This window comes from Enterobacter sp. BIDMC 30 (assembly GCF_000534355.1).
GTDB lineage: Bacteria > Pseudomonadota > Gammaproteobacteria > Enterobacterales > Enterobacteriaceae > Enterobacter > Enterobacter ludwigii.
Genome location: NZ_KI973169.1, coordinates 1,580,335 through 1,605,055, shown reverse-complemented (window position 1 = coordinate 1,605,055; position 24,721 = coordinate 1,580,335). Strand labels below are relative to the sequence as shown.

The following is a 24,721-nucleotide window of genomic DNA, read 5'->3' as shown; positions in this document are numbered from 1 at the left end:
CCTGCGGGTTACCTCCAATACACTTTCTCTGCACCATCAATACTGATTTGGTATCAATACCTTTCCCTGGCAGATATGGCAGTTTTGCTCAAGCTAATTGCGTTGGCGCCGATACCTCTGTTTTACAGCGAGAGGAAAAAGTATGACGACCATTCAGGCTACAACCCAGCCCATTCAAACCAGCGGTGGCGGGAGTCGTTCTTCCGGCGGCAACGATATCGCTGCCCAGATCAGCCGTATCACTGACAAGATAACCAAGCTGACTCAACAGTTAAAAGAGGTTGCGAACGGTTCCGGCAGTGCGGAAGAGAAGAAGAAACAGCAAGAGCTTATCCAGGTGCAAATCAAAGTGCTGCAGGCACAGCTCGCACAGCTGCAGCGCCAGCAGGCGGAAGAAGCTCAGAAGAAACAAGAGCAAAGTCTGGTCAACGTGGAAGACCCGAAGAACGCATCAGACAATCATCAAATAGACATCTACGTCTAACGCTCTGTTGAGTTAAACAGTGGATCGCGTATACGGGCCTCGGTTAATCGTTGCGCCTGGATACGCACCACTTCCCAGATAGCCTGCGCAGCCCCGGAGAGTGAACGGTTTTTTCGCCGTACCAGCATCAGTTTTCGCTCAATAGCAGGCGTCAGTCGCTTCACGACCAGACGGCTTCCCTGCGGCAAAGGGAGCGCCAGGGCGGGTAATACACTGATCCCTATGCCGGCCTCCACCATGGGAAACAGCGTTGCCGGGTGTCCAATCTCCTGCACAATGGTCGCCTTAACGCCCTGCGTCACCAGCGCAGAATCAATCAGCGGACGGCTGCCTGAGGCATAATCCTGTAATACCAGGTTCGCTCCCTGCAGCGCCTGCCAGTGAACAGACGGCTGCGCGGCTAGCGGATCGTCGTCCCGGCAAAGCAACAGAAATGGCTCAGACAGCACAATTTCACACTCCAGGTCACTCACCTGACCGGGATCGATAACAATACCAAAATCCACATCACCCTGACGGATGCTCTCCAGCACCCACTGCTGCGGCCTGTCATGCAAAACAAAATCGATATCCGGATAGCGATGATTACCCTCTGCAATACACTGCGGGATAAGGTGCGCGGATATCGTCTGGCTGGCCGCAACCCGCACGGTACCCGACAGCTGCTGTCCCAGTCGACCTACATCTCTGAGCGTACTGTTGAGTTCGTCCAGCAGCCGTTCAAGGCGCTGAGCCAACTGCTGTCCGGCTTCCGTGAGCACGACTTCACGCGTGGTGCGATCAAGCAGCCGGACACCCGTCTGGCTCTCCAGCTCTTTCACGCTGTGGCTTACCGCGGACTGGCTCAGGCCGATGATCTCCCCTGCCCGGCTGAAGCTGCGGGCATGGGCTACGGTGACGAAGATGCGAAGCTGGCGTAAGGAATAATTCATCTGTTTAATTCATGAATGAATGCAATAAATCAATTTTATTTCTCAAACAGAAAAAAGCACAATAGCGATATCTGTTTTCAGGAGTCATTATGAAACTATTTCGTATTCTTGATCCGTTTACGCTTACTCTGGTTGTCACGGTATTACTGGCCTCCTTCTTCCCTGCGCGGGGCGGGTTCGTTCCTTTTTTTGAAGGACTGACGACCGCGGCCATCGCGCTGTTGTTCTTTATGCACGGCGCAAAGCTCTCACGCGAAGCCATTATTGCGGGGGGGAGCCACTGGCGACTGCACCTGTGGGTGATGTGCAGCACGTTCATCCTCTTCCCTATACTCGGCGTACTGTTCGCATGGTGGGCGCCGGTGAATGTCGACCCGGCCCTTTATACCGGCTTCCTGTATCTGTGCATTCTGCCGGCCACCGTGCAGTCCGCTATCGCGTTTACCTCTCTGGCGGGCGGTAACGTCGCAGCCGCAGTCTGTTCAGCGTCGGCATCCAGCCTGTTAGGGATTTTCGTTTCGCCGCTGCTGGTGGGTCTGCTGATGAACATGCACGGCGCGGAAGGTAACCTGGAACAGGTAGGTAAAATCTGTCTGCAGCTGCTGTTACCGTTTGTGCTGGGTCATCTCTCTCGTCCGTGGACGGGCGCGTTTGTTGCAAAGCACAAAAAATGGATCTCAAAAACCGACCAGTCATCGATTCTGCTGGTGGTCTATTCAGCCTTCAGTGAAGCGGTTGTGAATGGCATCTGGCATAAGGTGGGCGCAGGCTCGCTGCTGTTTATCGTGGTGGTCAGCCTTGTTCTGCTGGCGATTGTGATTGGCGTAAACGTCTTTGTGGCCCGCAAGTGCGGCTTCAACAAAGCCGATGAAATTACCATTGTCTTCTGTGGCTCGAAGAAGAGCCTGGCGAACGGCATTCCTATGGCAAACATTCTCTTCCCGACCTCAATGATAGGGATGATGGTACTGCCACTGATGATTTTCCATCAGATCCAGCTGATGGTCTGCGCGGTGCTGGCGCGTCGTTACAAACGCCAGACGGAAAAACAGGCGCAGGAAGAGACCCGCGCCGCGAAAGCTTAAGGACGTTTCAGGGGCTGAACCAACTGCGTCAGCCCCTCGGTTTTAATCAGTAACGTGATAGCCATCAGCTCACCCAGTCGTCCGGCCGGGAACCCATCTTTGCGGGCAAACCACAGCAAATAATCTTCCGGTAAATCAATCAGCCTGCGGCCCTTATATTTACCGAATGGCATCTCCGTGTTGGCGATCTCAACGAGCTGCTCTTTCTCCACGTTACTCTCCTAACAGGCGCATCATTTCCGCTTCGTCGATAACCTCAATGCCCAGCTCCTGAGCTTTAGCAAGCTTCGAACCGGCGGCTTCCCCGGCAATAACCAGGTCGGTTTTCTTCGACACGCTGCCAGCCACTTTTGCGCCCAGCGCAACCAGTCGCGCTTTAGCATCATCACGTGAAAGCTGGCTCAGGCTGCCGGTCAGCACGACCGTTTTGCCGGCAAACGGGCTGTCGATCTCGTCAGCGTTGACCACGACCGGAGCCGGCCATCTGATGCCCTCTTCCAGCAGCTTGCCGATCACCTCGCGGTTGCTCTCTTCGGCAAAGAAGTTAAAGACATGCGTCGCGACGACAATCCCCACGTCCGGGACTCTCTGCAGTTCGTCAATACTCGCTTTTTCCAGAGCTTCCAGCGTACCGAAATACGCCGCCAGCCCCGCCGCCGTGGCTTCGCCCACTTCGCGAATACCGAGCGCATAAAGGAATCGGGCAAAAGTCGTCTCTTTGGCAGCATCCAGGGCATTAACCACATTCTGGGCCGACTTCGGTCCCATGCGATCAAGACCCGTGAGTTTACCCGCGGTCAGTTTGAAGAGATCTGCAGGCGTATGAACATATTCTTTCTCTACCAGCTGATCGATAATTTTGTCGCCCATTCCGTCGACGTCCATCGCCCGACGGGAAACGAAGTGCTTCAGTGACTCTTTACGTTGTGCCCCGCAGATTAAGCCACCCGTACAGCGAGCCACCGCTTCACCTTCAACGCGCTCAACGTCAGATCCGCATACCGGGCAATGCGTCGGGAACACGATGGCGCGCGTATCGTCAGGACGCTCTGACTCAACCACGTTCACCACCTGCGGGATAACATCGCCCGCGCGACGAATCACCACTTTGTCACCAATGCGCAGGCCGAGACGTTCAATTTCATCGGCGTTATGCAGCGTGGCGTTACTCACCAGCACGCCGGCAACCTGCACCGGCTCCAGACGGGCAACCGGGGTAATCGCGCCCGTACGGCCCACCTGGAACTCCACGTCACGGACAAAGGTCATCTGCTCCTGCGCCGGGAATTTAAACGCCACAGCCCAGCGTGGCGCGCGCGCCACAAAGCCTAACTGCTCCTGCAGCGCAAGTGAGTTAACCTTGATAACCACGCCATCAATATCAAAACCAAGCGTCGGGCGGTCTTCTTCCACTTTGTGGTAGAACGCCAGCACGGCTTCCGGGGAGTCGCACAGCTGAACGCGGTTACTCACCGGCAGGCCCCACGCTTTAAACTGCAATAAACGTCCAAGATGGGTATCCGGCAGTTCACCGCCTTCCAGAATCCCGACGCCATAGCAGAAGAAAGTAAGCGGTCGCTTCGCAGTGATACGGGGATCAAGCTGGCGCAGGGAGCCTGCCGCCGCATTACGCGGGTTAGCAAACACTTTCCCGCCGGTACGGCGCGCCTCTTCGTTGATTTTCTCAAAGCCCGCCTGCGGGAGGAATACCTCACCGCGCACTTCCAGTCGGGCTGGAATATTATCCCCTTGCAGCTTCAGCGGGATCGCACGGATGGTGCGTACGTTGGTGGTAATGTCTTCACCCGTCGTACCATCACCCCGCGTCGCGGCACGCACCAGCACACCGTTTTCATAGAGAAGGCTGACCGCCAGACCATCCAGCTTCAACTCGCAGCACCAGGTCAGGGAGTCGCTGCTTTTGAGGCGATCCTGCACGCGCTTGTTAAACGCGAGGAAGCTCTCTTCATCAAAGACGTTGTCCAGAGACAACATTGGCACTTCATGACGTACCTGACTGAAAGCACCCAGCGGCTCCGCACCCACGCGCTGCGTGGGTGAGTCGGGCGTAATCAATTCCGGGTGCTGCGCCTCTAGTTCGCGCAGCTCGCGCATCAGACGGTCATACTCCGCATCCGGCACTTCCGGCGCGTCCATAACATGATAGAGGTATTCATGATGGCGAAGCGTGGTTCGCAGTTCAGTGAGTTGTTGTTCGATTGAGTCCATATCACACCATCAATGAGAAAAAACCCCCGACATGCGGGGGTTGAGGAGGAGTCGATGTAAACGCGATGATTACGCGTTGGCTTCCTTAACTTCGCGGATGCGGTCCTGATACTCGCGCAGTTTCTGCGGCGTCATCATACGACGCTGATCGTCGAGCACCACACCACCGACTTCGTCAGCAATGTGCTGTGCGGACTGCAGCATCAGCTTAAAGTTTTGCAGTTCATCACCGTAGGACGGCACCTGCATGAAGATCGTGACACCCGGCGTCACGAAATCACCGGTCATTTCCGGGTCAAAGGTGCCAGGGTTGACCATATTGGCCAGGCTAAACAGCGCCGGACCGCTACCGTCAGGACTCAGGTGACGATGGAAAATATTCATGTCGCCAAACTTGAAACCTGCCTGTTGAATGCTGTTAAGCAGGACATCGCCATTCAGGTGGGTGCCATGATGCGCAGCCACGTTCATGATGATGACCGCTTCTTTACGCTGCGGTTTTTCAACAACCGGTTCTGGCTCAACCACGGGCTCTGGTTCAACGAGCGGGGCCGACGCAGGCTGAGGTGCAGGCTGCACGTGAACAGGCTGCTGCGGTTGGTGTACCGGCTGTGCAGGCTGTTGTGGCGCGGGTTGCTGCACAGGCTGTTGCTGAACCGGCTGTGGCGCAGCAGGCTGCTGAAGGACAGGCTGTTGCGGCGGCTGACGCACCGGCTCTTCTCCAGGCTGCGGCGCCTGCTGGCGCGGCTGTGCAGAAGCATACGGCGGTTGATACTGGTGCTGCGGAGGCTGACGAGGGGCTTCATGCTCCCCATGAGCCGCGCCGGGCGCAGTATTGACCCGATGAACACGAACTTCACCCACGCCGTCGTCGTCGCTTCCGTCGATGTCATTTTCACTGTCATCGTCATCACGACTGGACTTCATGCGCTTCAGTGGGCGATCGCGAAACATAGAGGAACGCTCTTTACGGCTGGTCCAGAAACCATGTACCAGTAAAGCGATTATGGCGATCGCGCCAACAATGATTAATATCAGACGCAAATCCTGCATCATTATATTCTCTGTTGTTCTAACACCTTGCCACCACGGCAAACATTTACTCACTAAGAGTATTTGCCGTTTACGTCAAGTGCAAGTGTGTGCAGAGCATTCACAGCATAAAGATGAACTAAATCGTGCTTTTTGCTGTTTTTTCGAACATTTCCGAACTGGTCATTGGTCCGTAAGTGGATAATATAGGCGGGCAATTCCACTGGTTGTGAAAAAAGGAGTACAGCCTGGTTATGGTTTCAACATCATCTTCTCCCCCGCGCAGCGGCGTCTGGTATTTTTCTCAGGGCTGGAAACTGGTCTCACTGCCGGGGATTCGTCGCTACGTCATTCTGCCGTTGCTGATTAACATTATCCTGATGGGCGGCGCGTTCTGGTGGCTGTTCACCAGACTGGAGAGCTGGATCCCTTCGCTGATGAGCCATGTGCCGGACTGGCTGCAGTGGCTGAACTACCTGCTCTGGCCGGTAGCGGTTATCTCCGTGCTCCTGGTGTTCGGCTACTTCTTCTCGACGATTGCAAACTGGATAGCTGCGCCGTTTAACGGCCTGCTGGCAGAACAGCTGGAAGCACGTCTTACCGGCGCAACGCCGCCGGATACGGGTATGCTGGGGATCATGAAAGATATCCCACGCATCATGAAGCGCGAATGGCAGAAGTTTGCCTGGTATCTTCCCCGCGCCATTGTGCTGCTTATCCTTTATTTTGTCCCTGGCGTCGGTCAGACGGTGGCCCCGGTGCTGTGGTTCCTGTTCAGCGCCTGGATGCTGGCAATCCAGTACTGCGATTATCCGTTCGATAACCACAAGGTGCCGTTCAAAACGATGCGCAGCGCCCTGCGCACGCAAAAAGTCGCGAATATGCAGTTCGGGGCGCTGACCAGTCTGTTCACCATGATCCCGGTGCTCAACCTGTTCATCATGCCGGTCGCCGTTTGCGGCGCAACGGCGATGTGGGTTGACTGCTACCGTGCTAAGCACGCGTTATGGAAGTAATGCAAAAATGTGTAAAAAGGGGGTGGCTTATGCCGCCCCTTATTCCATACTGATCCCCATTATTTCCTTGCAGTATATAGATATGCGAATTCCTTACTTCCCCCTACCTGTTCAACAGGTATGCTGGGACGGTATCCCAATTTCATACAGTTAAGGACAGGCCATGAGTAAGATTTATGAAGACAACTCGCTGACTATCGGTCATACGCCCCTGGTTCGACTGAACCGTATCGGTAATGGACGCATTCTGGCGAAGGTCGAATCACGTAACCCGAGCTTCAGCGTGAAGTGCCGTATCGGTGCAAATATGATTTGGGATGCTGAAAAACGTGGCGTGCTGAAGCCAGGCGTTGAGCTGGTTGAACCGACCAGCGGTAACACCGGTATCGCACTGGCCTATGTTGCGGCGGCACGCGGTTATAAACTGACGCTGACCATGCCTGAAACCATGAGCATCGAACGTCGCAAACTGCTGAAAGCGCTGGGCGCGAACCTGGTGCTGACCGAAGGTGCCAAAGGCATGAAGGGTGCGATTCAGAAAGCAGAAGAGATTGTTGCCAGCGATCCGGCGAAATATCTGCTGCTGCAGCAGTTCAGCAACCCGGCGAACCCGGAAATTCACGAAAAGACCACCGGCCCGGAAATTTGGGAAGATACCGACGGTCAGGTTGATGTATTTATCTCCGGTGTAGGCACCGGCGGAACCCTGACTGGCGTGTCGCGCTATATAAAAGGCACAAAAGGTAAAAAAGACCTGATTACCGTTGCCGTGGAACCAACCGACTCGCCGGTGATCACCCAGGCGCTGGCGGGCGAAGAGATTAAACCCGGCCCACATAAAATTCAGGGTATCGGTGCCGGCTTCATTCCGGGCAACCTGGATCTGAAGCTTATTGATAAAGTGGTGACCATCACCAACGAAGAAGCTATCTCTACCGCACGTCGTCTGATGGACGAGGAAGGTATTCTGGCGGGCATCTCTTCCGGTGCTGCTGTTGCGGCAGCGCTCAAACTTCAGGAAGATGAGGCCTTTACCAATAAGAATATTGTGGTTATCCTGCCTTCATCGGGTGAGCGTTACTTGAGCACCGCACTGTTTGCCGATCTGTTCACTGAAAAAGAACTGCAACAGTAATGCCAGCATGTTAATAACGCGTAAAAAAGCACCTTTTTGGGTGCTTTTTTGTGGCCTGCTTCAAAGTTTTACCCCTCCTGGCATTGATTCACCCCGTTGGGTCTGGTATTTAAACCAGCAATTATTTTGATGCGTGAAATTAATCAGTGAACGAAATAGCCTTGCTGAATCGATTTTATGATTTGGTTCAAGTCTTGCTTTCGCTGCATAATGTTTAATGACGATCGAAACGTCAGCGCTAACAATACAGGCTAAAGTTAAGTCGCCAGGCTAGACTTTAGTTCCACAACACTAAACCTATAAGTTGGGGAAATACAATGTTCCAGCAAGAAGTTACCATTACCGCTCCGAACGGTCTGCACACCCGCCCTGCTGCTCAGTTTGTTAAAGAAGCGAAAGGCTTCACTTCTGAAATCACTGTGACTTCCAACGGCAAAAGCGCCAGCGCAAAAAGCCTGTTCAAACTGCAGACTCTGGGTCTGACTCAGGGTACCGTTGTCACCATCTCTGCTGAAGGTGAAGACGAGCAGAAAGCAGTTGAGCATCTGGTAAAACTGATGGCTGAGCTCGAGTAAGTTTCCGGGTTCTTTTAAATATCAGTCACAAGTAAGGTAGGGTTATGATTTCAGGCATTTTAGCATCCCCGGGTATCGCTTTCGGCAAAGCACTGCTGCTGAAAGAAGACGAGATCGTCATCGACCGGAAAAAAATTTCTGCCGACAAGGTTGATCAGGAAGTTGAACGTTTTCTGAGCGGTCGTGCCAAGGCATCTGCGCAACTGGAAGCAATCAAGACTAAAGCTGGCGAAACTTTCGGTGAAGAAAAAGAAGCCATCTTCGAAGGGCACATCATGCTGCTCGAAGATGAGGAGCTGGAGCAGGAAATCATAGCCCTGATTAAAGATAAAAGCATGACGGCAGACGCTGCTGCGCATGAAGTTATCGAAGGTCAGGCAACTGCCCTGGAAGAACTGGATGATGAATACCTGAAAGAACGTGCGGCTGACGTACGTGACATCGGTAAGCGCCTGCTGCGCAACATCCTGGGTCTGGCCATTATCGACCTGAGCGCTATTCAGGATGAAGTCATCCTGGTTGCCGCCGATCTGACCCCGTCTGAAACCGCACAGTTGAACCTGAAAAAGGTCCTCGGTTTCATCACTGACGCGGGCGGCCGTACCTCCCACACCTCTATCATGGCGCGTTCTCTGGAACTGCCTGCCATTGTGGGTACCGGTAGCGTCACCTCTCAGGTTAAAAACGACGATTATCTGATTCTGGATGCCGTAAACAACGTGGTTTACGTCAACCCAACTAACGAAGAGATCGAAAAACTGCGCGCGGTTCAGGAGCAAGTTGCGACTGAAAAAGCGGAACTCGCTAAGCTGAAAGACCTGCCAGCCATCACTCTGGACGGTCATCAGGTTGAAGTGTGCGCAAACATCGGTACCGTACGTGACGTCGATGGCGCTGAGCGCAACGGCGCGGAAGGTGTGGGTCTCTATCGTACTGAATTCCTGTTCATGGACCGTGACGCGCTGCCAACTGAAGAAGAACAGTTTGCTGCGTACAAAGCTGTGGCTGAAGCGTGTGGCTCTCAGGCGGTTATCGTCCGTACCATGGATATCGGTGGCGACAAAGAGCTGCCGTACATGAACTTCCCGAAAGAAGAGAACCCGTTCCTGGGCTGGCGTGCGATTCGTATCGCGATGGATCGTAAAGAGATCCTGCGCGATCAGGTTCGCGCTATCCTGCGTGCGTCTGCTTTCGGTAAACTGCGCATCATGTTCCCGATGATCATCTCTGTTGAAGAAGTGCGTGCACTGAAGAAAGAGATCGAAATCTACAAACAGGAACTGCGCGACGAAGGTAAAGCATTTGACGAGTCAATTGAGATCGGCGTGATGGTGGAAACACCTGCGGCGGCGACCATTGCGCGTCATTTAGCCAAAGAAGTTGATTTCTTTAGTATCGGTACCAATGATTTAACGCAGTACACCCTGGCAGTTGACCGTGGTAATGATATGATTTCACATCTCTACCAGCCAATGTCACCGTCCGTACTGAACTTGATCAAGCAAGTTATTGATGCTTCTCATGCAGAAGGTAAATGGACTGGCATGTGTGGTGAGCTTGCAGGCGACGAACGTGCTACACTTCTGTTGCTGGGTATGGGTCTGGACGAATTCTCTATGAGCGCCATTTCCATCCCGCGCATTAAGAAGATTATCCGTAACACGAACTTCGAAGATGCGAAGGTGTTAGCAGAGCAGGCTCTTGCTCAACCGACAACGGACGAGTTAATGACGCTGGTTAACAAGTTCATTGAAGAAAAAACAATCTGCTAATCCACGAGATGCGGCCCAAATTACTGCTTAGGAGAAGATCATGGGTTTGTTCGATAAACTGAAATCTCTGGTTTCTGATGATAAGAAAGACTCCGGAACTATTGAGATTGTTGCTCCGCTCTCCGGCGAGATCGTCAACATCGAAGACGTGCCGGATGTAGTGTTTGCTGAGAAAATCGTTGGTGATGGCATTGCTATCAAACCAACTGGCAACAAAATGGTTGCTCCAGTTGACGGCACCATCGGTAAAATTTTTGAAACCAACCATGCGTTCTCTATCGAATCTGATAGCGGTATCGAACTGTTCGTTCACTTCGGTATCGACACCGTTGAACTGAAAGGCGAAGGCTTCAAACGTATCGCGGAAGAAGGCCAGCGTGTTAAAGTTGGCGACCCGGTCATTGAATTCGATCTGCCACTGCTGGAAGAAAAAGCCAAGTCTACCCTGACGCCGGTTGTTATCTCCAACATGGACGAAATCAAAGAACTGATCAAACTGTCTGGCAGCGTCACCGTGGGTGAAACCCCGGTTATCCGCATCAAGAAGTAATTCTTGCCGCACAGAAAAATGGCGCCTTCGGGCGCCATTTTTGTTTATGCGGGCAGGATAAGCTCGTCGTAGCCTTTCGACTGCGTATAAATCATCACATCTGTGACGCGGTCTCCGGCCATGCGAATCGCATCGGCAACGGTTTTGCCCTCAACGATCCCGCTTACCAGCTCCGAACAGAAGAGATCGCCCGTGCCTTTCAGGTCCGTTTCAACACGCGGATGCGCACTGACGGTCACACCGTCTCGGGTAACCAGCACCACGTGAATATTCTCCGGATCGTCCGCCACCGGCGCACTGGTAATGGCCACCCATTTCAGCGTGTCGGAAAGTAACCCCTGCGCTGCCGCTATGGCACTTTCAGGCGTACGACACGGTTTACCGCTTAACACTTCCAGCTCAAAGACGTTAGGCGTGATCCCCTGCGCCAGTGGCAGCAGGTACTCCCGATACGCCTCAGGGATATCAGGTTTCACATACATCCCACTGTCAATATCGCCAATAACGGGGTCAACCAACACCAGCAGGTCAGGATGCTGCGCTTTGATCGTGGTGAGCCACTGCGCCAGGCATTTTATCTGGCTGGCGCTGCCCATGTAGCCCGTGGTAACGGCTTTAAGCTCGCGCAGGATCTCGCGCTCTTCCAGCGCCTTAAGATACCCGCTGAACCACTCATCGGGGATCACGCCACCGTAAAAGGTGTCGTAATGCGGCGTGTTGCTGAACAGCACGGTCGGCACGGCGGTGACGGTCAGCCGGTGGGTACGAATGTTCGGCACCGCAATGCTGTTCCCCACGCTGCCGTAAACCACCTGCGACTGTACCGCGACAATATCGGTTTGCTGCGCCCGGGTGTTATCCCGGAATAAAATCATCTCCATGACGCTTAAATCCCCGCCCCCTGCGTATAACTCTCTTCACCAAAGACGCCGGTAGAAAGATAGCGATCGCCGCGGTCGCAGATAATCGCCACCACGACAGCCCCGGGATGTGCCTGCGCAACACGCAATGCTCCCGCTACCGCGCCACCCGAGCTGACCCCGCAGAAGATACCTTCACGCACGGCCAGTTCACGCATCGTATTCTCCGCCTCGCGTTGATGAATATCCAGCACCTGATCCACCAGTTGGGCGTTATAAATGCCCGGCATGTATTCCGCCGGCCAGCGGCGAATACCCGGTATGCTGCTCCCCTCTTCCGGCTGCAGACCCACAATCGTTACCGCCTTTTCCTGCTCGCGCAGAAAACGGGATACGCCGGTAATGGTCCCTGTCGTGCCCATGCTGGAGACGAAGTGAGTGATGCGCCCGTTGGTCTGCTGCCAGATTTCCGGACCGGTAGTGGTGTAGTGAGCGTACGGGTTATCCGGGTTATTAAACTGATCGAGCAGTTTGCCTTCACCGCGTTCGGCCATGGCTAGCGCCAGGTCGCGCGCCCCTTCCATCCCCTCTTCTTTAGAGACCAGAATCAGTTCAGCACCATAGGCGCGCATCGCCGCACGGCGCTCCTGGCTCATGTTATCGGGCATCAGCAACGTCATGCGATAGCCTTTCAGCGCGGCAATCATTGCCAGCGCAATACCGGTGTTACCGCTGGTGGCTTCAATCAGCACGTCGCCGGGCTGAATTTCACCGCGTTTCTCGGCCTGCACAATCATGGACAATGCAGCCCGGTCCTTCACCGAACCGGCAGGGTTATTGCCTTCGAGTTTGACCCAGATTTCGCTGCCGTTGTCCGGCCCCATGCGCTGAAGTTTGACCAGAGGGGTGTTGCCGATGGTGTGTTCTAATGTGTTCAAGATCGCTGTCCAATAAAAAGCCCGGTGGCGCGCAGCGCTCCGGGCATACGGAGATCATATTCCAGACCGGCTAAGCGCAGCGCCTCCGGCCAAACTACGTGTCATTAACCTATCAGGCTGACTCCGCCAGAGCAATATCCTCGCGCGTCTCTATGCGCTCATTGCCATGATAAATACGGGCATGCTGCAGCCCAACAAACAGGCGTTCGCCCCGGTACGGCGGCTCGTCATCACGCATCACCACCGTCAGCGGCTCGGTATACCAGCCCAGCGGTTGTACCACCAATTGGGTGTAGTGCCCTTTAGGGCTAGCTTCCAGCACCTGCACCGGCAACGGTGAATCCAGACTCGTCCGGCGGCTGACGTCCACTTCCCAGGGACGCAGGAACAGATCGACCGGCCCCTGATGTGCGGAGGTGTATCCCAGCGGCCAGCGGTGTGCACCCACGTGGAATTGCCCACCGCGGATGGTGCCCTGCAGCCGGTTAACTTCGCCCATAAACTCGAGGACAAATCGGGTCGCCGGTTCACGCCAGAGCTGCTCTGGCTCATCAACCTGCTCGATGTTCCCCTGGCTCATCACTACCACGCGGTCTGCGACTTCCATCGCCTCTTCCTGATCGTGGGTGACGAAGACGCTGGTGAACTTCAGCTCTTCATGCAGCTGACGCAGCCAGCGGCGTAACTCTTTACGCACCTGCGCATCCAGCGCGCCAAACGGCTCATCCAGCAGCAGAATTTGCGGCTCAACGGCCAGGGCCCGCGCCAGCGCGACGCGCTGCTTCTGGCCGCCGGAAAGCTGCGCCGGGAAGCGGTCAGCCAGATGCGCAAGCTGTACCATCTCCAGCAGTTTGGTCACTTTCGCTTTGATGGTGGCCGCATCCGGACGCTCGCGGCGAGGCAGGACGGTCAGACCGAAAGCGATGTTATCGAACACGGTCATATGGCGGAACAGCGCGTAATGCTGGAACACAAAGCCCACTTTACGGTCGCGGGCGTGCAAACGGCTTACGTCGGTACCGTGAAAACGAATATGTCCGCTGGTCTGATGCTCAAGCCCGGCGATAATGCGCAGCAGCGTGGTTTTACCCGAGCCAGACGGCCCGAGCAGTGCCACCATTTGTCCGGAAGGGATATCCAGCGAGATATCATTCAGCACCTGGGTGCGACCAAAAGACTTCTTAATATTGGCAATCTCAATGCTCATGATTTCCCTCCTGGTGCTGACGTTTTTCCTGGTTCTCTAAACGCCACTGCACCACACTCTTCAAAAACAGGGTCAAAATCGCCATCAGCGTCAGTAACGCTGCGGCAGTAAAGGAACCGACGGTGTTGTAGTCCTGTTCCAGTAATTCAATTTGTAACGGTAACGACAGCGTTTCGCCGCGGATGGAGCCCGAGACGACCGAAACTGCACCGAACTCGCCAATGGCGCGGGCATTGGTCAGCACGACGCCGTAGAGCAGCGCCCAGCGAATATTCGGCAGCGTCACGCGGCGGAACATCTGCCAGCCGGATGCGCCCAGCAGAATTGCCGCTTCGTCTTCATTGCTGCCCTGGCTTAACATCACCGGGACCAGTTCGCGCACCACAAACGGACAGGTTACAAACACCGTGACCAGCACCATGCCCGGCCAGGCAAACATGACCTGCAGGTTATGCTCATCCAGCCAGCCGCCCAGCGGGCCGTTAGAGCCGTAGAAGAGCAGATAAACCAGACCGGCCACTACCGGCGACACGGCAAACGGGATATCCAGCAGGGTCAGCAGCAGCTGACGTCCCGGGAAGTTAAAGCGCGTTACCAGCCAGGCCAGCAGCGTACCGAACACCAGGTTGACCGGCACCGTGATAAGCGCAATCAGGACGGTCAGCCAGATGGCGTGCAGCATATCCGGGTTCGCCAGGTTTTCCAGCGCGGGCATCAACCCCTTGCTGAACGCCTGAACAAAAATATAAATCGTCGGCACGACGAGAATGAAGGCGGACACCAGCACGCCCGTACCAATCAGAAACCATTTTCCCCAGTTGATACGGGGAGCATCGTATCGCTTCAATTGAGTAACTTCCGCCATCAGTGACCTACCACGCGTCGACCAAAGCGACTTTGCAGAGTGTTAATTGAGTAGAGCAGCAGCAGCGATGCGGCAAGAATGACCGAGGCAATCGCGCTCGCCGCCGGATAATCAAACTCCTGCAAGCGGATAAAAATCATCAGCGAGGTGACTTCGGTTTTCCACGCAATGTTCCCGGCAATGAAAATAACCGCGCCGAACTCACCGAGGCTACGGGTAAACGACAGCGCGATACCGGCCAGCAGCGCCGGAGAAAGCTCAGGCAGGACGACCTTGCGGAAGCTCTGCCAGCGCGTGGCACCCAGCGTTTCCGCCGCTTCTTCGTATTCAGGACCTAACTCTTCGAGCACTGGCTGCACGGTGCGTACAACAAAAGGAATGCTGGTAAACGCCATCGCGACCGCGATACCGAGCCAGGTATAGGTCACTTTGATATCAAGCTTCGCGAGCCACTCACCGTAAAACCCGTTCACGGAAAAGAGCGAGGCGAGGGTTAACCCCGCCACCGCCGTCGGCAGCGCAAACGGCAGGTCCATTAACGCGTCGAGCAGCGTACGGCCCGGGAAACGGTAGCGGGTTAAGATCCACGCCATCAGCAGGCCAAAGGCCCCGTTAAAAATGGACGCCACAAACGCCGACAGCAGCGTCACCTTATAGGCTGCGACGACCTGCGGGTTGGTTATCACTTCCCAGTACTGCGCCCAGCTCATTTGCGCAAGCTGCATTACCAGCGCGCTGAGCGGCAACAATAAGATCAGGCAGACGAACAGCAGGCTGGTCCCGAGGCTTAAGGTAAAGCCCGGCAGCACGCGTCTGGTAGAGACTGCAAACATTACTTACGCCCCGCCGCCAGCAATTTGTCTAACTCACCGCCGCTGGCAAAATGCGTTTTCATGACATCAGGCCAGGAGCCGAAATGGTCTTCCACACGGAACAGCTCGGTCTGCGGGAATTTATCCTTCAGTTTGTTCATCACATCCGGGTTATTCACGCGGTAGTAGTAATCGGTAATGATCGTCTGCGCCTGTGGGCTGTACAGGTAGTTGAGGTAAGCTTTTGCCGCTTTCTCTGTGCCGTTGGACTGCACGTTTTTATCTACCCACGCTACCGGGAACTCGGCGAGGATATTGGTTTTCGGGATAACGACCTCGAAACCCTGCGCCTCGTACTGTTTGCGGATATTATTCACTTCCGACTCAAAGCTGATCAGCACATCGCCCAGGCCGCGCTCTGCAAAGGTCGTGGTCGCGCCGCGACCGCCGGTATCAAACACCTCGACGTTTTTCAGGAACTGGGTCATGAACTGCTCGGTTTTCGCTTTATCGTTACCGTCAGCTTTGTCCGCCGCGCCCCACGCTGCCAGATAGGTATAGCGCGCGTTACCGGAGGTTTTTGGATTCGGGAAAATCAGCTTCACGTCGGAACGCACCAGGTCATTCCAGTCGTGGATATTTTTCGGGTTGCCCTTACGCACCAGGAAACCCATGGTGGAGTAGAACGGTGAGCTGTTGTTCGGCAAACGACTCTGCCAGTCAGCGGCGATCAGCTTGCCTTTGTCGTGCAGGATCTGCACGTCAGTGACCTGGTTATAGGTCACCACATCCGCTTTCAGCCCCTGGAGAATGGCCAGCGCCTGCTTGGACGACCCTGCGTGTGACTGTTTAATGGTCAGCTTGTCGCCGTTGTTGTCTTTCGCCCACTGCTGTTCAAACGGTGGGTTAAGGGCGGCAAACAGCTCGCGGGAAACATCATACGAACTGTTCAGCAGCTCAGTAGCCTGCGCCTGTGCCACCAGCAGCAAACCTGCCAGTGCCAGCGATCCTTTTTTCAGTACAGTAACGGCCATTGCGCACCCTTATAAATGTGATGACTATCTTATAGTCATAATATTTATAACGAGGACGAAAGGAGTAACGGTTTTATATACCGTTTGGTGATTTACAAGCAGAAAAGAGAATAAGGGTGCAGCCCGTTGTGGTCCGCACCCCAGCCCTCTCCGTGCGGGAGAGGGTGGAAAGCACTTACAGCGCCAGCAGACGCTCGACGGACGGGGCGAAGTAGTAGCCGCCGGTCACCGGTTTGGTGAAGCGCAGCATGGCGTCACGCTTGCCGTCGGTATCGCCAAACATGCTCAGCAGCTGCTGTTCGATGTTATGCAGGCGCGCGCAGTACGCACAGAAGTAAAGACCGTGGGTACCGCTTGCTGTGCCGTATGGCAGGCTCTGGCGAACAATCTTCAGACCTTTCCCGTCTTCCTTGAGGTCAACGCGGCTCAGGTGAGAGGTGATAGGACGGGCATCGCCGTCGATCTCTTCGTTGGCCTCTTTCGTACGGCCAATCATCATCTCCTGGTCATGCACGCTCATACGGTTCAGCTGCTTGAGGTTGTGCTCCCAGCGCTGGACGAACACATAGCTGCCGCCCGCGTCGACGCCGTCTTTGATCACTGCCACTTCACGACGCGTCTCTTCACCCGCCGGGTTTTCAGTTCCGTCAACGAAGCCGCTCAGGTCGCGTTCTTCCACCCAACGGAAACCGTGGATCTCTTCCTGAACGTCAATGCTGTCACCAAAAGCCGCAACCGCCGCCTGGGCAACGGAGAAGTTCACATCATGACGCAGCGAGAGAATGTGGATCAGCACGTCGAACTGCGTTGCGGGTGCCAGGCCTTTACCGTAAGGGATAAAATCCTTCAGCTCTTCGGCACCTTCGCCACCGCTCAGTTGACGCCAGACGTTATGACCAAAGGCAACGACCGCGCCCAGATGGGCGTCCGGGAATTTGGCCTGGAAGGTGGCCAGCTTATCAACGAACGCTTTACTGGCCGCACGCAGGGCATCCACATCCCCTTTAACATTGGCTTCAATCCAAATCGCCGCGCGGCAATGTTCTGGCAAAATGCCACTCTGAACCTGAGACATCGCTCCTCCTGAAATAAAGATGCCACGTCAGCGTGGCATTGATGGCGGCTATTATACCCGCATTTCAGCGAGACGGTTTGTCCAGGCGCAAATTACTGCTTCCAGATAATTTTGCTCACTTTCCAGCTTTTCAGCGTGTCGTCAGACGGCATTAAACCTTCCGGACCACTCCAGGTACCGGTGAAGAGATAGCTGATGTGCTGGCTGCCCTGCGCTTTACATTCCACCGCCACGCCGTCGTCAGACGGGGCGCTGGTGCAGTTGCCGAAGGCCTGCTTATAGAGTTCGCTAAACGGGGTTCCCACTTTCACACCGCTTTCGGTTGGGATGTCGTCGTCCATCACAGCAATGCGGTTTACCGTGCCTTTATCACCGTTAATCACCAGCGCCAGCGTGTCACCCTTCAGCGCTTCGAAATAACGCACGATATTGCCGTTTTCTGTTTTCATGCCGCTGCGCAGGCGATAACCGCCACCCAGTGCATCCTGAAGAGCGTCCTGATCCAGCGCCGTCGCGGCGGTAATTTTCCCCACGCCCTGCTCGGTCACTTCCGTTGAAGAGCCAAACCAGTTCCACGGATAGGCCGCAGACCAGTTAATTGATGAGAGCGTTGAACAGCCGGTTAACGCCAGCGGGAGAGCGCATAAAAGTAAACGCAGCGATTTCATTGAAACGTCCTTACGAGTTAAATCAACGCTTGTTGGAGTGCGGTATCGGCAAAAAGTGCCAGGTTAATCTTCCTGATGCGTAAAACAGGCGCGAAGGCGGGGATTCGTCAGCAGCCACAGCAGCGCCACGATATCCGCTACGAGCAGCGCAATACCGATCCCCGTAAGCGGTTCACCGCCCCACCAGAGCACCGGTTGCCAGACGAGCAGCGCAAGCTGAGCGAGGATCAGCAGCCAGCGAAGCGCACCCCACAGGCGCGGGATCGTATGCCGTCGCCCGCTGCATAAAAACGCCACCACCGCCGGCACGCCCGGCAGCAAGCCGAGCCAGAAGGCATCGTGATCGGGATAAAAGAGCGTCAGAAGCGTATCGCCCTGCCCGCGCGACGCGGCGGCCATCACAAACAGCACCCAGGTACGGGCCTGCAGCAGCAAAACGCACCAGAACAAAAAGGGCAGCCTGACACGCCCTTGCGCATCATAATCTGCCGGATGGATCTCAGTACTCTTCATCTTCTATCAGGCGCTTACCTAAGCTCAGTACGTCCGCGTGTTCATAACCCAGGCGTTCATACATGCCCAGCACCACGTCGTTATCTTCCCGCACCATGATCTGAATCTTCGGGCAGCCGCGGGCAATGAGTTTCTTTTCCAGTCGATTGAGCAGCGCATTGGCGATGCCGCGCGCACGAAATTCCGGGTGCACGCCCAGATAATAGGCCGAGCCGCGATGGCCGTCGTACCCGCCCATCACTGTTCCCACCACCTCGCCGTTGACTTCTGCCACCAGAAACAGACTGACGTCGTGATTCAGCTTACGTTCAATATCCATTTCTGGATCGTTCCACGGACGCAGCAGATCGCAGCGCTCCCAAAGGGTGATCACCTCTTCGAAATCTTCCTGGCGAAAAACGCGTATCTCCATGGTATTAACCGCCTTTTCGGGTTTAAAAACAGTGATTATGGCGTGAACATCGCGTTTAGCCAATAACCGGGGAAAAACTCGCCAAAATTTGGCATAATGTCACTTTGTCACGTATTGAAATGAAAAGTAAAACAATTCTCAATAAGGACTGTCGTAACGCTAATCACGATACGATATAACACCAGGACCCCAATTTTTACAATTCAGGCCGCATGAGCACATTCAAACCATTAAAAGCACTCACATCGCGTCGTCAGGTTCTCAAAGCGGGGCTGGCGGCCTTAACGTTAACGGGCATCGCACAGCAGGCTCAGGCTAAAGAAGAGAGCACGCTCAAAACCAGTAACGGACACAGTAAACCGAAATCGAAAAAACCGGGCGCGAAGCGTCTGGTCATGCTGGACCCCGGTCACGGCGGAATTGATACCGGCGCTATTGGTAAAAACGGTGCGAAAGAAAAGCATGTCGTGTTAGCGATTGCAAAAAATGTGCGCGCAATTTTACGCAGCAATGGCATTGACGCCCGCCTGACGCGTTCTGGCGACACGTTTATTCCGCTGTACGACCGCGTAGAGATCGCCCACCAGCACGGTGCCGATCTGTTTATGTCGATTCACGCGGACGGTTTTACCAACCCGTCGGCGGCGGGGGCTTCGGTGTTCGCCCTCTCCAACCGTGGGGCGAGTAGCGCCATGGCGAAATATCTCTCCGATCGTGAAAACCGGGCGGATGAGGTTGCGGGGAAAAAAGCCACCGACAAAGACCATCTGTTACAGCAGGTGCTGTTTGACCTCGTTCAGACGGACACCATCAAAAACAGCCTGACGCTCGGCTCGCATATTCTGAAGAAGATTAAACCGGTGCATCGCCTGCACAGCAGGAGCACCGAACAGGCGGCGTTCGTGGTGCTTAAGTCGCCGTCAATTCCGTCCGTGCTGGTGGAGACGTCGTTCATCACCAACCCGGAGGAAGAGCGCCTGCTCGGCACCACCGCGTTTCGCCAGAAGATCGCCAACGCCATCGCCTCAGGCATAATCAGTTACTTCAACTGGTTCGATAACCAGAAAGCGCACTCCAGGAAACGTTGATGAAACCCAATGCACAGCTGGTAAAAACATTCCTGCTGCAGCTGCAGGATGAGATTTGCCAGAAACTGGCCGCCGCAGATGGCGGTGAATTTCAGGAAGATAGCTGGCAACGCGAAGCCGGTGGCGGCGGACGCAGCCGCGTGTTGCGTAACGGCGGCATCTTTGAGCAGGCTGGCGTCAATTTTTCCCACGTCCACGGAGACGCGATGCCCGCTTCCGCCACGGCCCATCGACCAGAACTGGCAGGCCGCAGCTTCGAAGCAATGGGCGTATCGCTGGTGGTTCATCCGCACAACCCGTATGTGCCGACCAGCCATGCCAACGTGCGCTTTTTCATTGCTGAAAAACCCGGGGCCGATCCGGTCTGGTGGTTTGGCGGCGGTTTTGACTTAACGCCCTACTACGGGTTTGAAGAAGATGCCGTGCACTGGCACACCACCGCACGCGATCTCTGTCAGCCGTTTGGGGACGACATCTACCCGAAATTTAAAAAATGGTGCGATGACTATTTTTATCTGAAGCACCGCGATGAGCAGCGCGGCATTGGCGGGCTGTTCTTTGACGATCTCAACACGCCAGATTTTGATACCGCGTTCAGCTTTATGCGGGCGGTAGGTGAAGGGTATACCGGGGCCTATCTGCCGATCGTGGCGCGACGTAAAGATACCGACTACGGCGTGCGCGAGCGCGAGTTCCAGCTTTACCGCCGTGGGCGCTACGTAGAGTTCAACCTGGTATGGGATCGCGGTACGCTGTTTGGCCTGCAGACCGGCGGGCGCACGGAGTCCATTTTGATGTCGATGCCGCCGCTGGTTCGCTGGGAGTACAGCTACGAGCCAAAAGAAGGCAGCCCGGAGGCTGCCCTGAAAGACTTTATTACGATTCGGGACTGGGTGTAATGCCGGCAGGCGCAGCGCTTACAGCGGCTGCGTCTGCGCTTCAACCACCGCCAGTGCCACCATATTCACGATACGACGCACCGAAGCAATCGGCGTCAACACGTGCACTGGCTTCGCCACGCCCATCAGCACCGGTCCTACGGTAACCCCTTCAGAGCTGGAAACACGCAGCAGGTTGTAACTGATACGGGCCGCTTCCACGTTCGGCATAATCAGCACGTTTGCAGAACCTTTCAGCGGGCTGTCCGGCATGCGTTCGTTACGAATGCTCTCCACCAGCGCAGCATCACCGTGCATCTCGCCGTCAATCATCAGTTCCGGCGCACGCTGGCGAACCAGCTCCAGCGTCTGGCGCATTTTGCACGCCGCCGCTGATTTCGACGAACCGAAGTTGGAGTGCGACAGCAGCGCTACCTTCGGTTCAATCCCAAAGCGACGCACGGTTTCTGCCGCCATCACGGTGATCTCCGCCAGCTCTTCCGGGCTCGGATCGTCGTTAACGTAGGTGTCGGCAATAAAGGTGTTGCCGCTTGGCAGCAGCAGCGCGTTCATCGCCCCGGCGGTGTGGACCCCTTCGCGATAGCCGAAGATCTCCTGCACCACGCTGAAGTGCTCGTGATAATCACCGATCGTGCCGCAGATCAACGCATCCGCTTCACCGCGGTGGACCATTATCGCCCCGATCACCGTGGTGTTGCTGATCACGGCCTTTTGCGCCTGCTCCTGGGTGATCCCGCGACGTTTCATGATCGCGTAGTATTCGTTCCAGTACTCTTTAAAGCGCGGATCGGATTCGTTATTAACGATCTCAAAATCCACACCCGCTTTGATCTGCAGCCCCAGCTTCTGAATACGCATCTCGATAACGCTCGGACGACCGATCAGGATTGGCTTCGCCAGACCTAAGGTGATCAGCTCCTGCGTGGCATGCAGAACGCGCGCCTCTTCCCCTTCCGCCAGCACCACGCGTTTCGCGTCGGCACGCGCCTGGGAGAAAATGGGCTTCATAAACAGGTTGGTTTTGTAGACAAACTCGGTGAGCTTATCGACGTAAGCATCGAAATCTTTGATGGGGCGCGTCGCCACGCCGGAGTCCATTGCCGCCTTAGCAACCGCCGGGGCGATTTTGACAATCAGACGTGGGTCGAATGGTTTTGGAATGATGTAGTCCGGGCCAAAGCTCAGATCCTGGTCACCATACGCCGAGGCGACCACTTCGCTCTGCTCGGCGTGCGCCAGTTCCGCAATGGCATGAACGGCCGCGAGCTTCATCTCTTCGTTGATCGCCGTCGCGCCCACGTCCAGCGCCCCGCGGAAGATGAACGGGAAGCAGAGAACGTTGTTCACCTGGTTCGGGTAATCGGAACGACCGGTACAGATAATGGCATCTTCACGCACGGCTTTTGCCAGCGGCGGCAGAATTTCCGGTTCCGGGTTTGCCAGCGCCAGAATCATTGGCGCACGCGCCATTTTCTTCACCATCTCCTGGGTCAGCACTTTCGGGCCTGAACAGCCAAGGAAGATATCCGCGCCGTCAATCACGTCCTCCAGCGTGCGTTTACCGTCGTCTTCTACCGCGTAGGCCGCTTTGGTTTCCGCCATGTTCGGCTCACGGTCCTTGTAGATAACGCCTTTGGAGTCGCAGACCACAATGTTGTGCTTCTGCATGCCCAGCGCCACCAGCAGGTTCATACAGGCGATTGCCGCCGCGCCTGCGCCGGAGACCACCATACGCACGTCAGAGAGATTTTTCTCAACCACACGCAGACCGTTCAGAATGGCCGCGGTGCTGATAATCGCGGTACCGTGCTGGTCATCATGGAACACGGGAATGTTCATACGCTCGCGCAGTTTCTGCTCGATATAGAAACATTCCGGCGCTTTGATGTCTTCGAGGTTGATCCCACCGAAGGTCGGTTCCAGCGCGGCAACCACGTTGATGAATTTATCAGGATCGAGCTCATCCACTTCGATATCGAACACGTCAATACCGGCAAATTTCTTGAACAGAACGCCCTTGCCTTCCATCACGGGCTTACCGGCCAGCGCACCAATATTGCCTAATCCCAGCACCGCCGTCCCGTTAGAGATCACGGCGACCAGGTTGCCACGCGCGGTGTATTTATAGGCTGCCAGCGGATCTTTTTCGATTTCGAGGCACGGCGCCGCGACGCCGGGTGAGTAGGCCAGCGCCAGATCGCGCTGAGTCGCCAGCGGTTTTGTCGGGGAGACCTGAATTTTACCTGGGACAGGGAACTCATGGAAATCGAGAGCACTCTGTTTTAACTGATCATCCATCTTATTTTTCCTTTCACGTATCGGTCAAAAGGGTGACGTTTGCGATCCTGAAGCACACCCTGGTGTGCCGCCTAGTATCGCCGCAGGCAGCCACATAAACTTTGAAGGCTGCCAAACTCTCACCATTGCAGAATAAAAATTGTTATCAATTTATAACAGCCATGTTACCCGTCTCAGAAAGCAATGCCTCCCCCGTCTGCTATGCTTTTTTGTTAAGTCCATCATGATTTTCGCAGAAGTGTGAACTAACGCACTCGAGTAACTCTTTTATTTCCAAGGAGTAATTATTTATGAACCAACTAGACGGCATCAAACAATTCACTACCGTGGTCGCCGACAGCGGTGATATCGAGTCGATTCGCCACTATCAGCCCGAAGATGCGACCACTAACCCTTCGCTGCTGCTCAAAGCGGCCGGTCTTGCTCATTTTAGTCATCTGATTGATGACGCTATCGACTACGGTAAACAGCGCGGTAAAACACAGGAGCAGCAGGTCGCCGAAGCGAGCGACAAGCTGGCCGTTAATTTCGGTGCGGAAATTCTGAAAAGTATCCCGGGACGCGTCTCTACCGAAGTGGACGCCCGTCTCTCCTTCGACCAGGAGAAGAGCATCACGAAAGCCCGCCGCCTGGTTGAGCTCTACCAGGAGCAGGGCATCGATAAATCGCGCATTCTGATTAAGCTGGCCTCAACCTGGGAAGGGATCCGCGCGGCGGAAGTTCTGGAAAAAGAGGGGATCCATTGCAACCTGACGCTGCTGTTCTCCTTTGCGCAGGCGCGCGCCTGTGCCGAAGCCGGCGTCTTCCTGGTGTCTCCGTTCGTCGGGCGAATCTATGACTGGTATCAGGCTAAACAGCCGATGGATCCGTACGTGGTGGATGAGGACCCGGGCGTGAAATCGGTGCGTAATATCTACGACTATTACAAACAGCACCGCTACGAAACCATCGTGATGGGTGCCAGCTTCCGCCGTACCGAGCAGATCCTCGCCCTGGCAGGCTGTGACCGCCTGACCATCTCCCCTAACCTGCTTAAAGAGCTGCAGGACAAAGAGGAGACGGTTATCCGCAAACTGGTGCCCACATCAACCGTCCTCCCCAAACCTAAAGCCATGACCGAAGCGGAATTCCGCTGGGAGCACAATCAGGACGCAATGGCCGTCGAAAAACTGGCGGAAGGCATCCGCCTGTTCGCCGTCGACCAGCGCAAACTTGAAGATCTTCTTGCCGCCAAACTTTAAC

25 protein-coding genes are annotated in these 24,721 nt (G+C 55.2%); 10 read left to right on the top strand and 15 right to left on the bottom strand.

What is annotated here, in order from left to right:
* Positions 1–142 precede the first annotated feature (142 nt).
* On the top strand, positions 143–484 hold the full coding sequence (locus L466_RS14680; protein WP_032680529.1) for a FlxA-like family protein: 342 nt from the start codon (positions 143–145) through the stop codon (positions 482–484).
* On the opposite strand, the gene L466_RS14685 is transcribed toward L466_RS14680, so the two are convergent.
* Entirely contained in the window at positions 481–1,416 is a 936-nt protein-coding gene (locus tag L466_RS14685) for a LysR family transcriptional regulator (protein WP_014171080.1), read from the bottom strand. The two genes, L466_RS14680 and L466_RS14685, sit on opposite strands and share 4 nt — an antisense overlap.
* An 89-nt stretch (positions 1,417–1,505) precedes the next feature.
* Here L466_RS14685 and L466_RS14690 point away from each other — a divergent pair, with 89 nt between their 5' ends.
* Positions 1,506–2,501 carry a bile acid:sodium symporter family protein gene (locus L466_RS14690; protein ID WP_032680528.1) on the top strand — a complete coding sequence of 332 codons (996 nt, stop codon included), beginning with the start codon at positions 1,506–1,508 and terminating at the stop codon, positions 2,499–2,501.
* Here the strand turns inward: L466_RS14690 and L466_RS14695 are convergent.
* The 3 genes from L466_RS14695 to zipA all read right to left on the bottom strand — a co-directional run bounded on the left by L466_RS14695 (position 2,498) and on the right by zipA (position 5,786).
* Positions 2,498–2,713, bottom strand: a complete 216-nt coding sequence (locus L466_RS14695; RefSeq protein ID WP_014171082.1) for a DUF3820 family protein — start codon at positions 2,711–2,713, stop codon at positions 2,498–2,500. The two genes, L466_RS14690 and L466_RS14695, sit on opposite strands and share 4 nt — an antisense overlap.
* 1 nt (position 2,714) lies before the next feature.
* Positions 2,715–4,730, bottom strand: a complete 2,016-nt coding sequence (ligA, locus tag L466_RS14700; RefSeq protein ID WP_025203500.1) for an NAD-dependent DNA ligase LigA — start codon at positions 4,728–4,730, stop codon at positions 2,715–2,717.
* A gap of 69 nt (positions 4,731–4,799) precedes the next feature.
* Positions 4,800–5,786, bottom strand: a complete 987-nt coding sequence (gene zipA / locus L466_RS14705; RefSeq protein WP_032680527.1) for a cell division protein ZipA — start codon at positions 5,784–5,786, stop codon at positions 4,800–4,802.
* 230 nt (positions 5,787–6,016) lie between these two features.
* Here zipA and cysZ point away from each other — a divergent pair, with 230 nt between their 5' ends.
* The 5 genes from cysZ to crr all read left to right on the top strand — a co-directional run bounded on the left by cysZ (position 6,017) and on the right by crr (position 10,810).
* Positions 6,017–6,778, top strand: coding sequence for a sulfate transporter CysZ (cysZ, locus tag L466_RS14710; RefSeq protein ID WP_014171085.1), 762 nt, complete (start codon positions 6,017–6,019; stop codon positions 6,776–6,778).
* A gap of 163 nt (positions 6,779–6,941) precedes the next feature.
* On the top strand, positions 6,942–7,913 hold the full coding sequence (cysK, locus tag L466_RS14715) for a cysteine synthase A (protein WP_020883087.1): 972 nt from the start codon (positions 6,942–6,944) through the stop codon (positions 7,911–7,913).
* Positions 7,914–8,230: 317 nt separating this feature from the next.
* Positions 8,231–8,488: a phosphocarrier protein Hpr gene (gene ptsH, locus L466_RS14720; protein WP_000487600.1), complete on the top strand. Its 258-nt coding sequence runs from the start codon at positions 8,231–8,233 to the stop codon at positions 8,486–8,488.
* 44 nt (positions 8,489–8,532) lie between these two features.
* The gene (gene ptsI / locus L466_RS14725; RefSeq protein ID WP_014171087.1) at positions 8,533–10,260 is read left to right on the top strand and encodes a phosphoenolpyruvate-protein phosphotransferase PtsI; all 1,728 of its coding nucleotides are present in this window, start codon (positions 8,533–8,535) and stop codon (positions 10,258–10,260) included.
* A gap of 40 nt (positions 10,261–10,300) precedes the next feature.
* Complete coding sequence (gene crr / locus L466_RS14730) at positions 10,301–10,810, top strand: PTS glucose transporter subunit IIA (protein ID WP_003861316.1); 510 nt, start codon at positions 10,301–10,303, stop codon at positions 10,808–10,810.
* A gap of 44 nt (positions 10,811–10,854) precedes the next feature.
* On the opposite strand, the gene pdxK is transcribed toward crr, so the two are convergent.
* The 10 genes from pdxK to L466_RS14780 form a co-directional block, all read right to left on the bottom strand.
* On the bottom strand, positions 10,855–11,691 hold the full coding sequence (gene pdxK / locus L466_RS14735) for a pyridoxine/pyridoxal/pyridoxamine kinase (RefSeq protein ID WP_025203495.1): 837 nt from the start codon (positions 11,689–11,691) through the stop codon (positions 10,855–10,857).
* Positions 11,692–11,696: 5 nt separating this feature from the next.
* Entirely contained in the window at positions 11,697–12,608 is a 912-nt protein-coding gene (gene cysM / locus L466_RS14740; RefSeq protein ID WP_014171089.1) for a cysteine synthase CysM, read from the bottom strand.
* Between the two features lie 112 nt (positions 12,609–12,720).
* Positions 12,721–13,815, bottom strand: coding sequence for a sulfate/thiosulfate ABC transporter ATP-binding protein CysA (cysA, locus tag L466_RS14745; RefSeq protein WP_014171090.1), 1,095 nt, complete (start codon positions 13,813–13,815; stop codon positions 12,721–12,723).
* Positions 13,805–14,680, bottom strand: a complete 876-nt coding sequence (cysW, locus tag L466_RS14750) for a sulfate/thiosulfate ABC transporter permease CysW (protein WP_020883085.1) — start codon at positions 14,678–14,680, stop codon at positions 13,805–13,807. The genes cysA and cysW overlap by 11 nt, the downstream gene beginning before the upstream one ends.
* On the bottom strand, positions 14,680–15,513 hold the full coding sequence (cysT, locus tag L466_RS14755; protein WP_020883084.1) for a sulfate/thiosulfate ABC transporter permease CysT: 834 nt from the start codon (positions 15,511–15,513) through the stop codon (positions 14,680–14,682). Before cysT ends, cysW begins: the two co-directional genes overlap by 1 nt.
* Entirely contained in the window at positions 15,513–16,526 is a 1,014-nt protein-coding gene (gene cysP / locus L466_RS14760) for a thiosulfate/sulfate ABC transporter substrate-binding protein CysP (protein ID WP_014171093.1), read from the bottom strand. The genes cysT and cysP overlap by 1 nt, the downstream gene beginning before the upstream one ends.
* Positions 16,527–16,701: 175 nt before the next feature.
* Positions 16,702–17,601: a Dyp-type peroxidase gene (locus tag L466_RS14765; protein ID WP_032680526.1), complete on the bottom strand. Its 900-nt coding sequence runs from the start codon at positions 17,599–17,601 to the stop codon at positions 16,702–16,704.
* A 92-nt stretch (positions 17,602–17,693) separates the two neighbouring features.
* Positions 17,694–18,269, bottom strand: coding sequence for an RpoE-regulated lipoprotein (locus L466_RS14770; RefSeq protein WP_020883081.1), 576 nt, complete (start codon positions 18,267–18,269; stop codon positions 17,694–17,696).
* Positions 18,270–18,332: 63 nt separating this feature from the next.
* Entirely contained in the window at positions 18,333–18,782 is a 450-nt protein-coding gene (locus tag L466_RS14775) for a DUF2919 domain-containing protein (RefSeq protein ID WP_032680524.1), read from the bottom strand.
* Positions 18,769–19,194, bottom strand: a complete 426-nt coding sequence (locus tag L466_RS14780) for a GNAT family acetyltransferase (RefSeq protein WP_020883079.1) — start codon at positions 19,192–19,194, stop codon at positions 18,769–18,771. The genes L466_RS14775 and L466_RS14780 overlap by 14 nt, the downstream gene beginning before the upstream one ends.
* A 212-nt stretch (positions 19,195–19,406) precedes the next feature.
* Between L466_RS14780 and amiA the strand changes: the two genes are divergently transcribed.
* Complete coding sequence (gene amiA, locus L466_RS14785) at positions 19,407–20,282, top strand: N-acetylmuramoyl-L-alanine amidase AmiA (RefSeq protein WP_014171098.1); 876 nt, start codon at positions 19,407–19,409, stop codon at positions 20,280–20,282.
* Positions 20,282–21,181, top strand: coding sequence for an oxygen-dependent coproporphyrinogen oxidase (gene hemF, locus L466_RS14790; protein ID WP_025203494.1), 900 nt, complete (start codon positions 20,282–20,284; stop codon positions 21,179–21,181). Before amiA ends, hemF begins: the two co-directional genes overlap by 1 nt.
* 18 nt (positions 21,182–21,199) lie before the next feature.
* Here the strand turns inward: hemF and maeB are convergent, their stop codons facing one another.
* Positions 21,200–23,479, bottom strand: a complete 2,280-nt coding sequence (maeB, locus tag L466_RS14795) for an NADP-dependent oxaloacetate-decarboxylating malate dehydrogenase (RefSeq protein WP_014171100.1) — start codon at positions 23,477–23,479, stop codon at positions 21,200–21,202.
* Between the two features lie 290 nt (positions 23,480–23,769).
* Here maeB and tal point away from each other — a divergent pair, with 290 nt between their 5' ends.
* Positions 23,770–24,720, top strand: a complete 951-nt coding sequence (gene tal, locus L466_RS14800; RefSeq protein ID WP_014171101.1) for a transaldolase — start codon at positions 23,770–23,772, stop codon at positions 24,718–24,720.
* Position 24,721 lies beyond the last annotated feature (1 nt).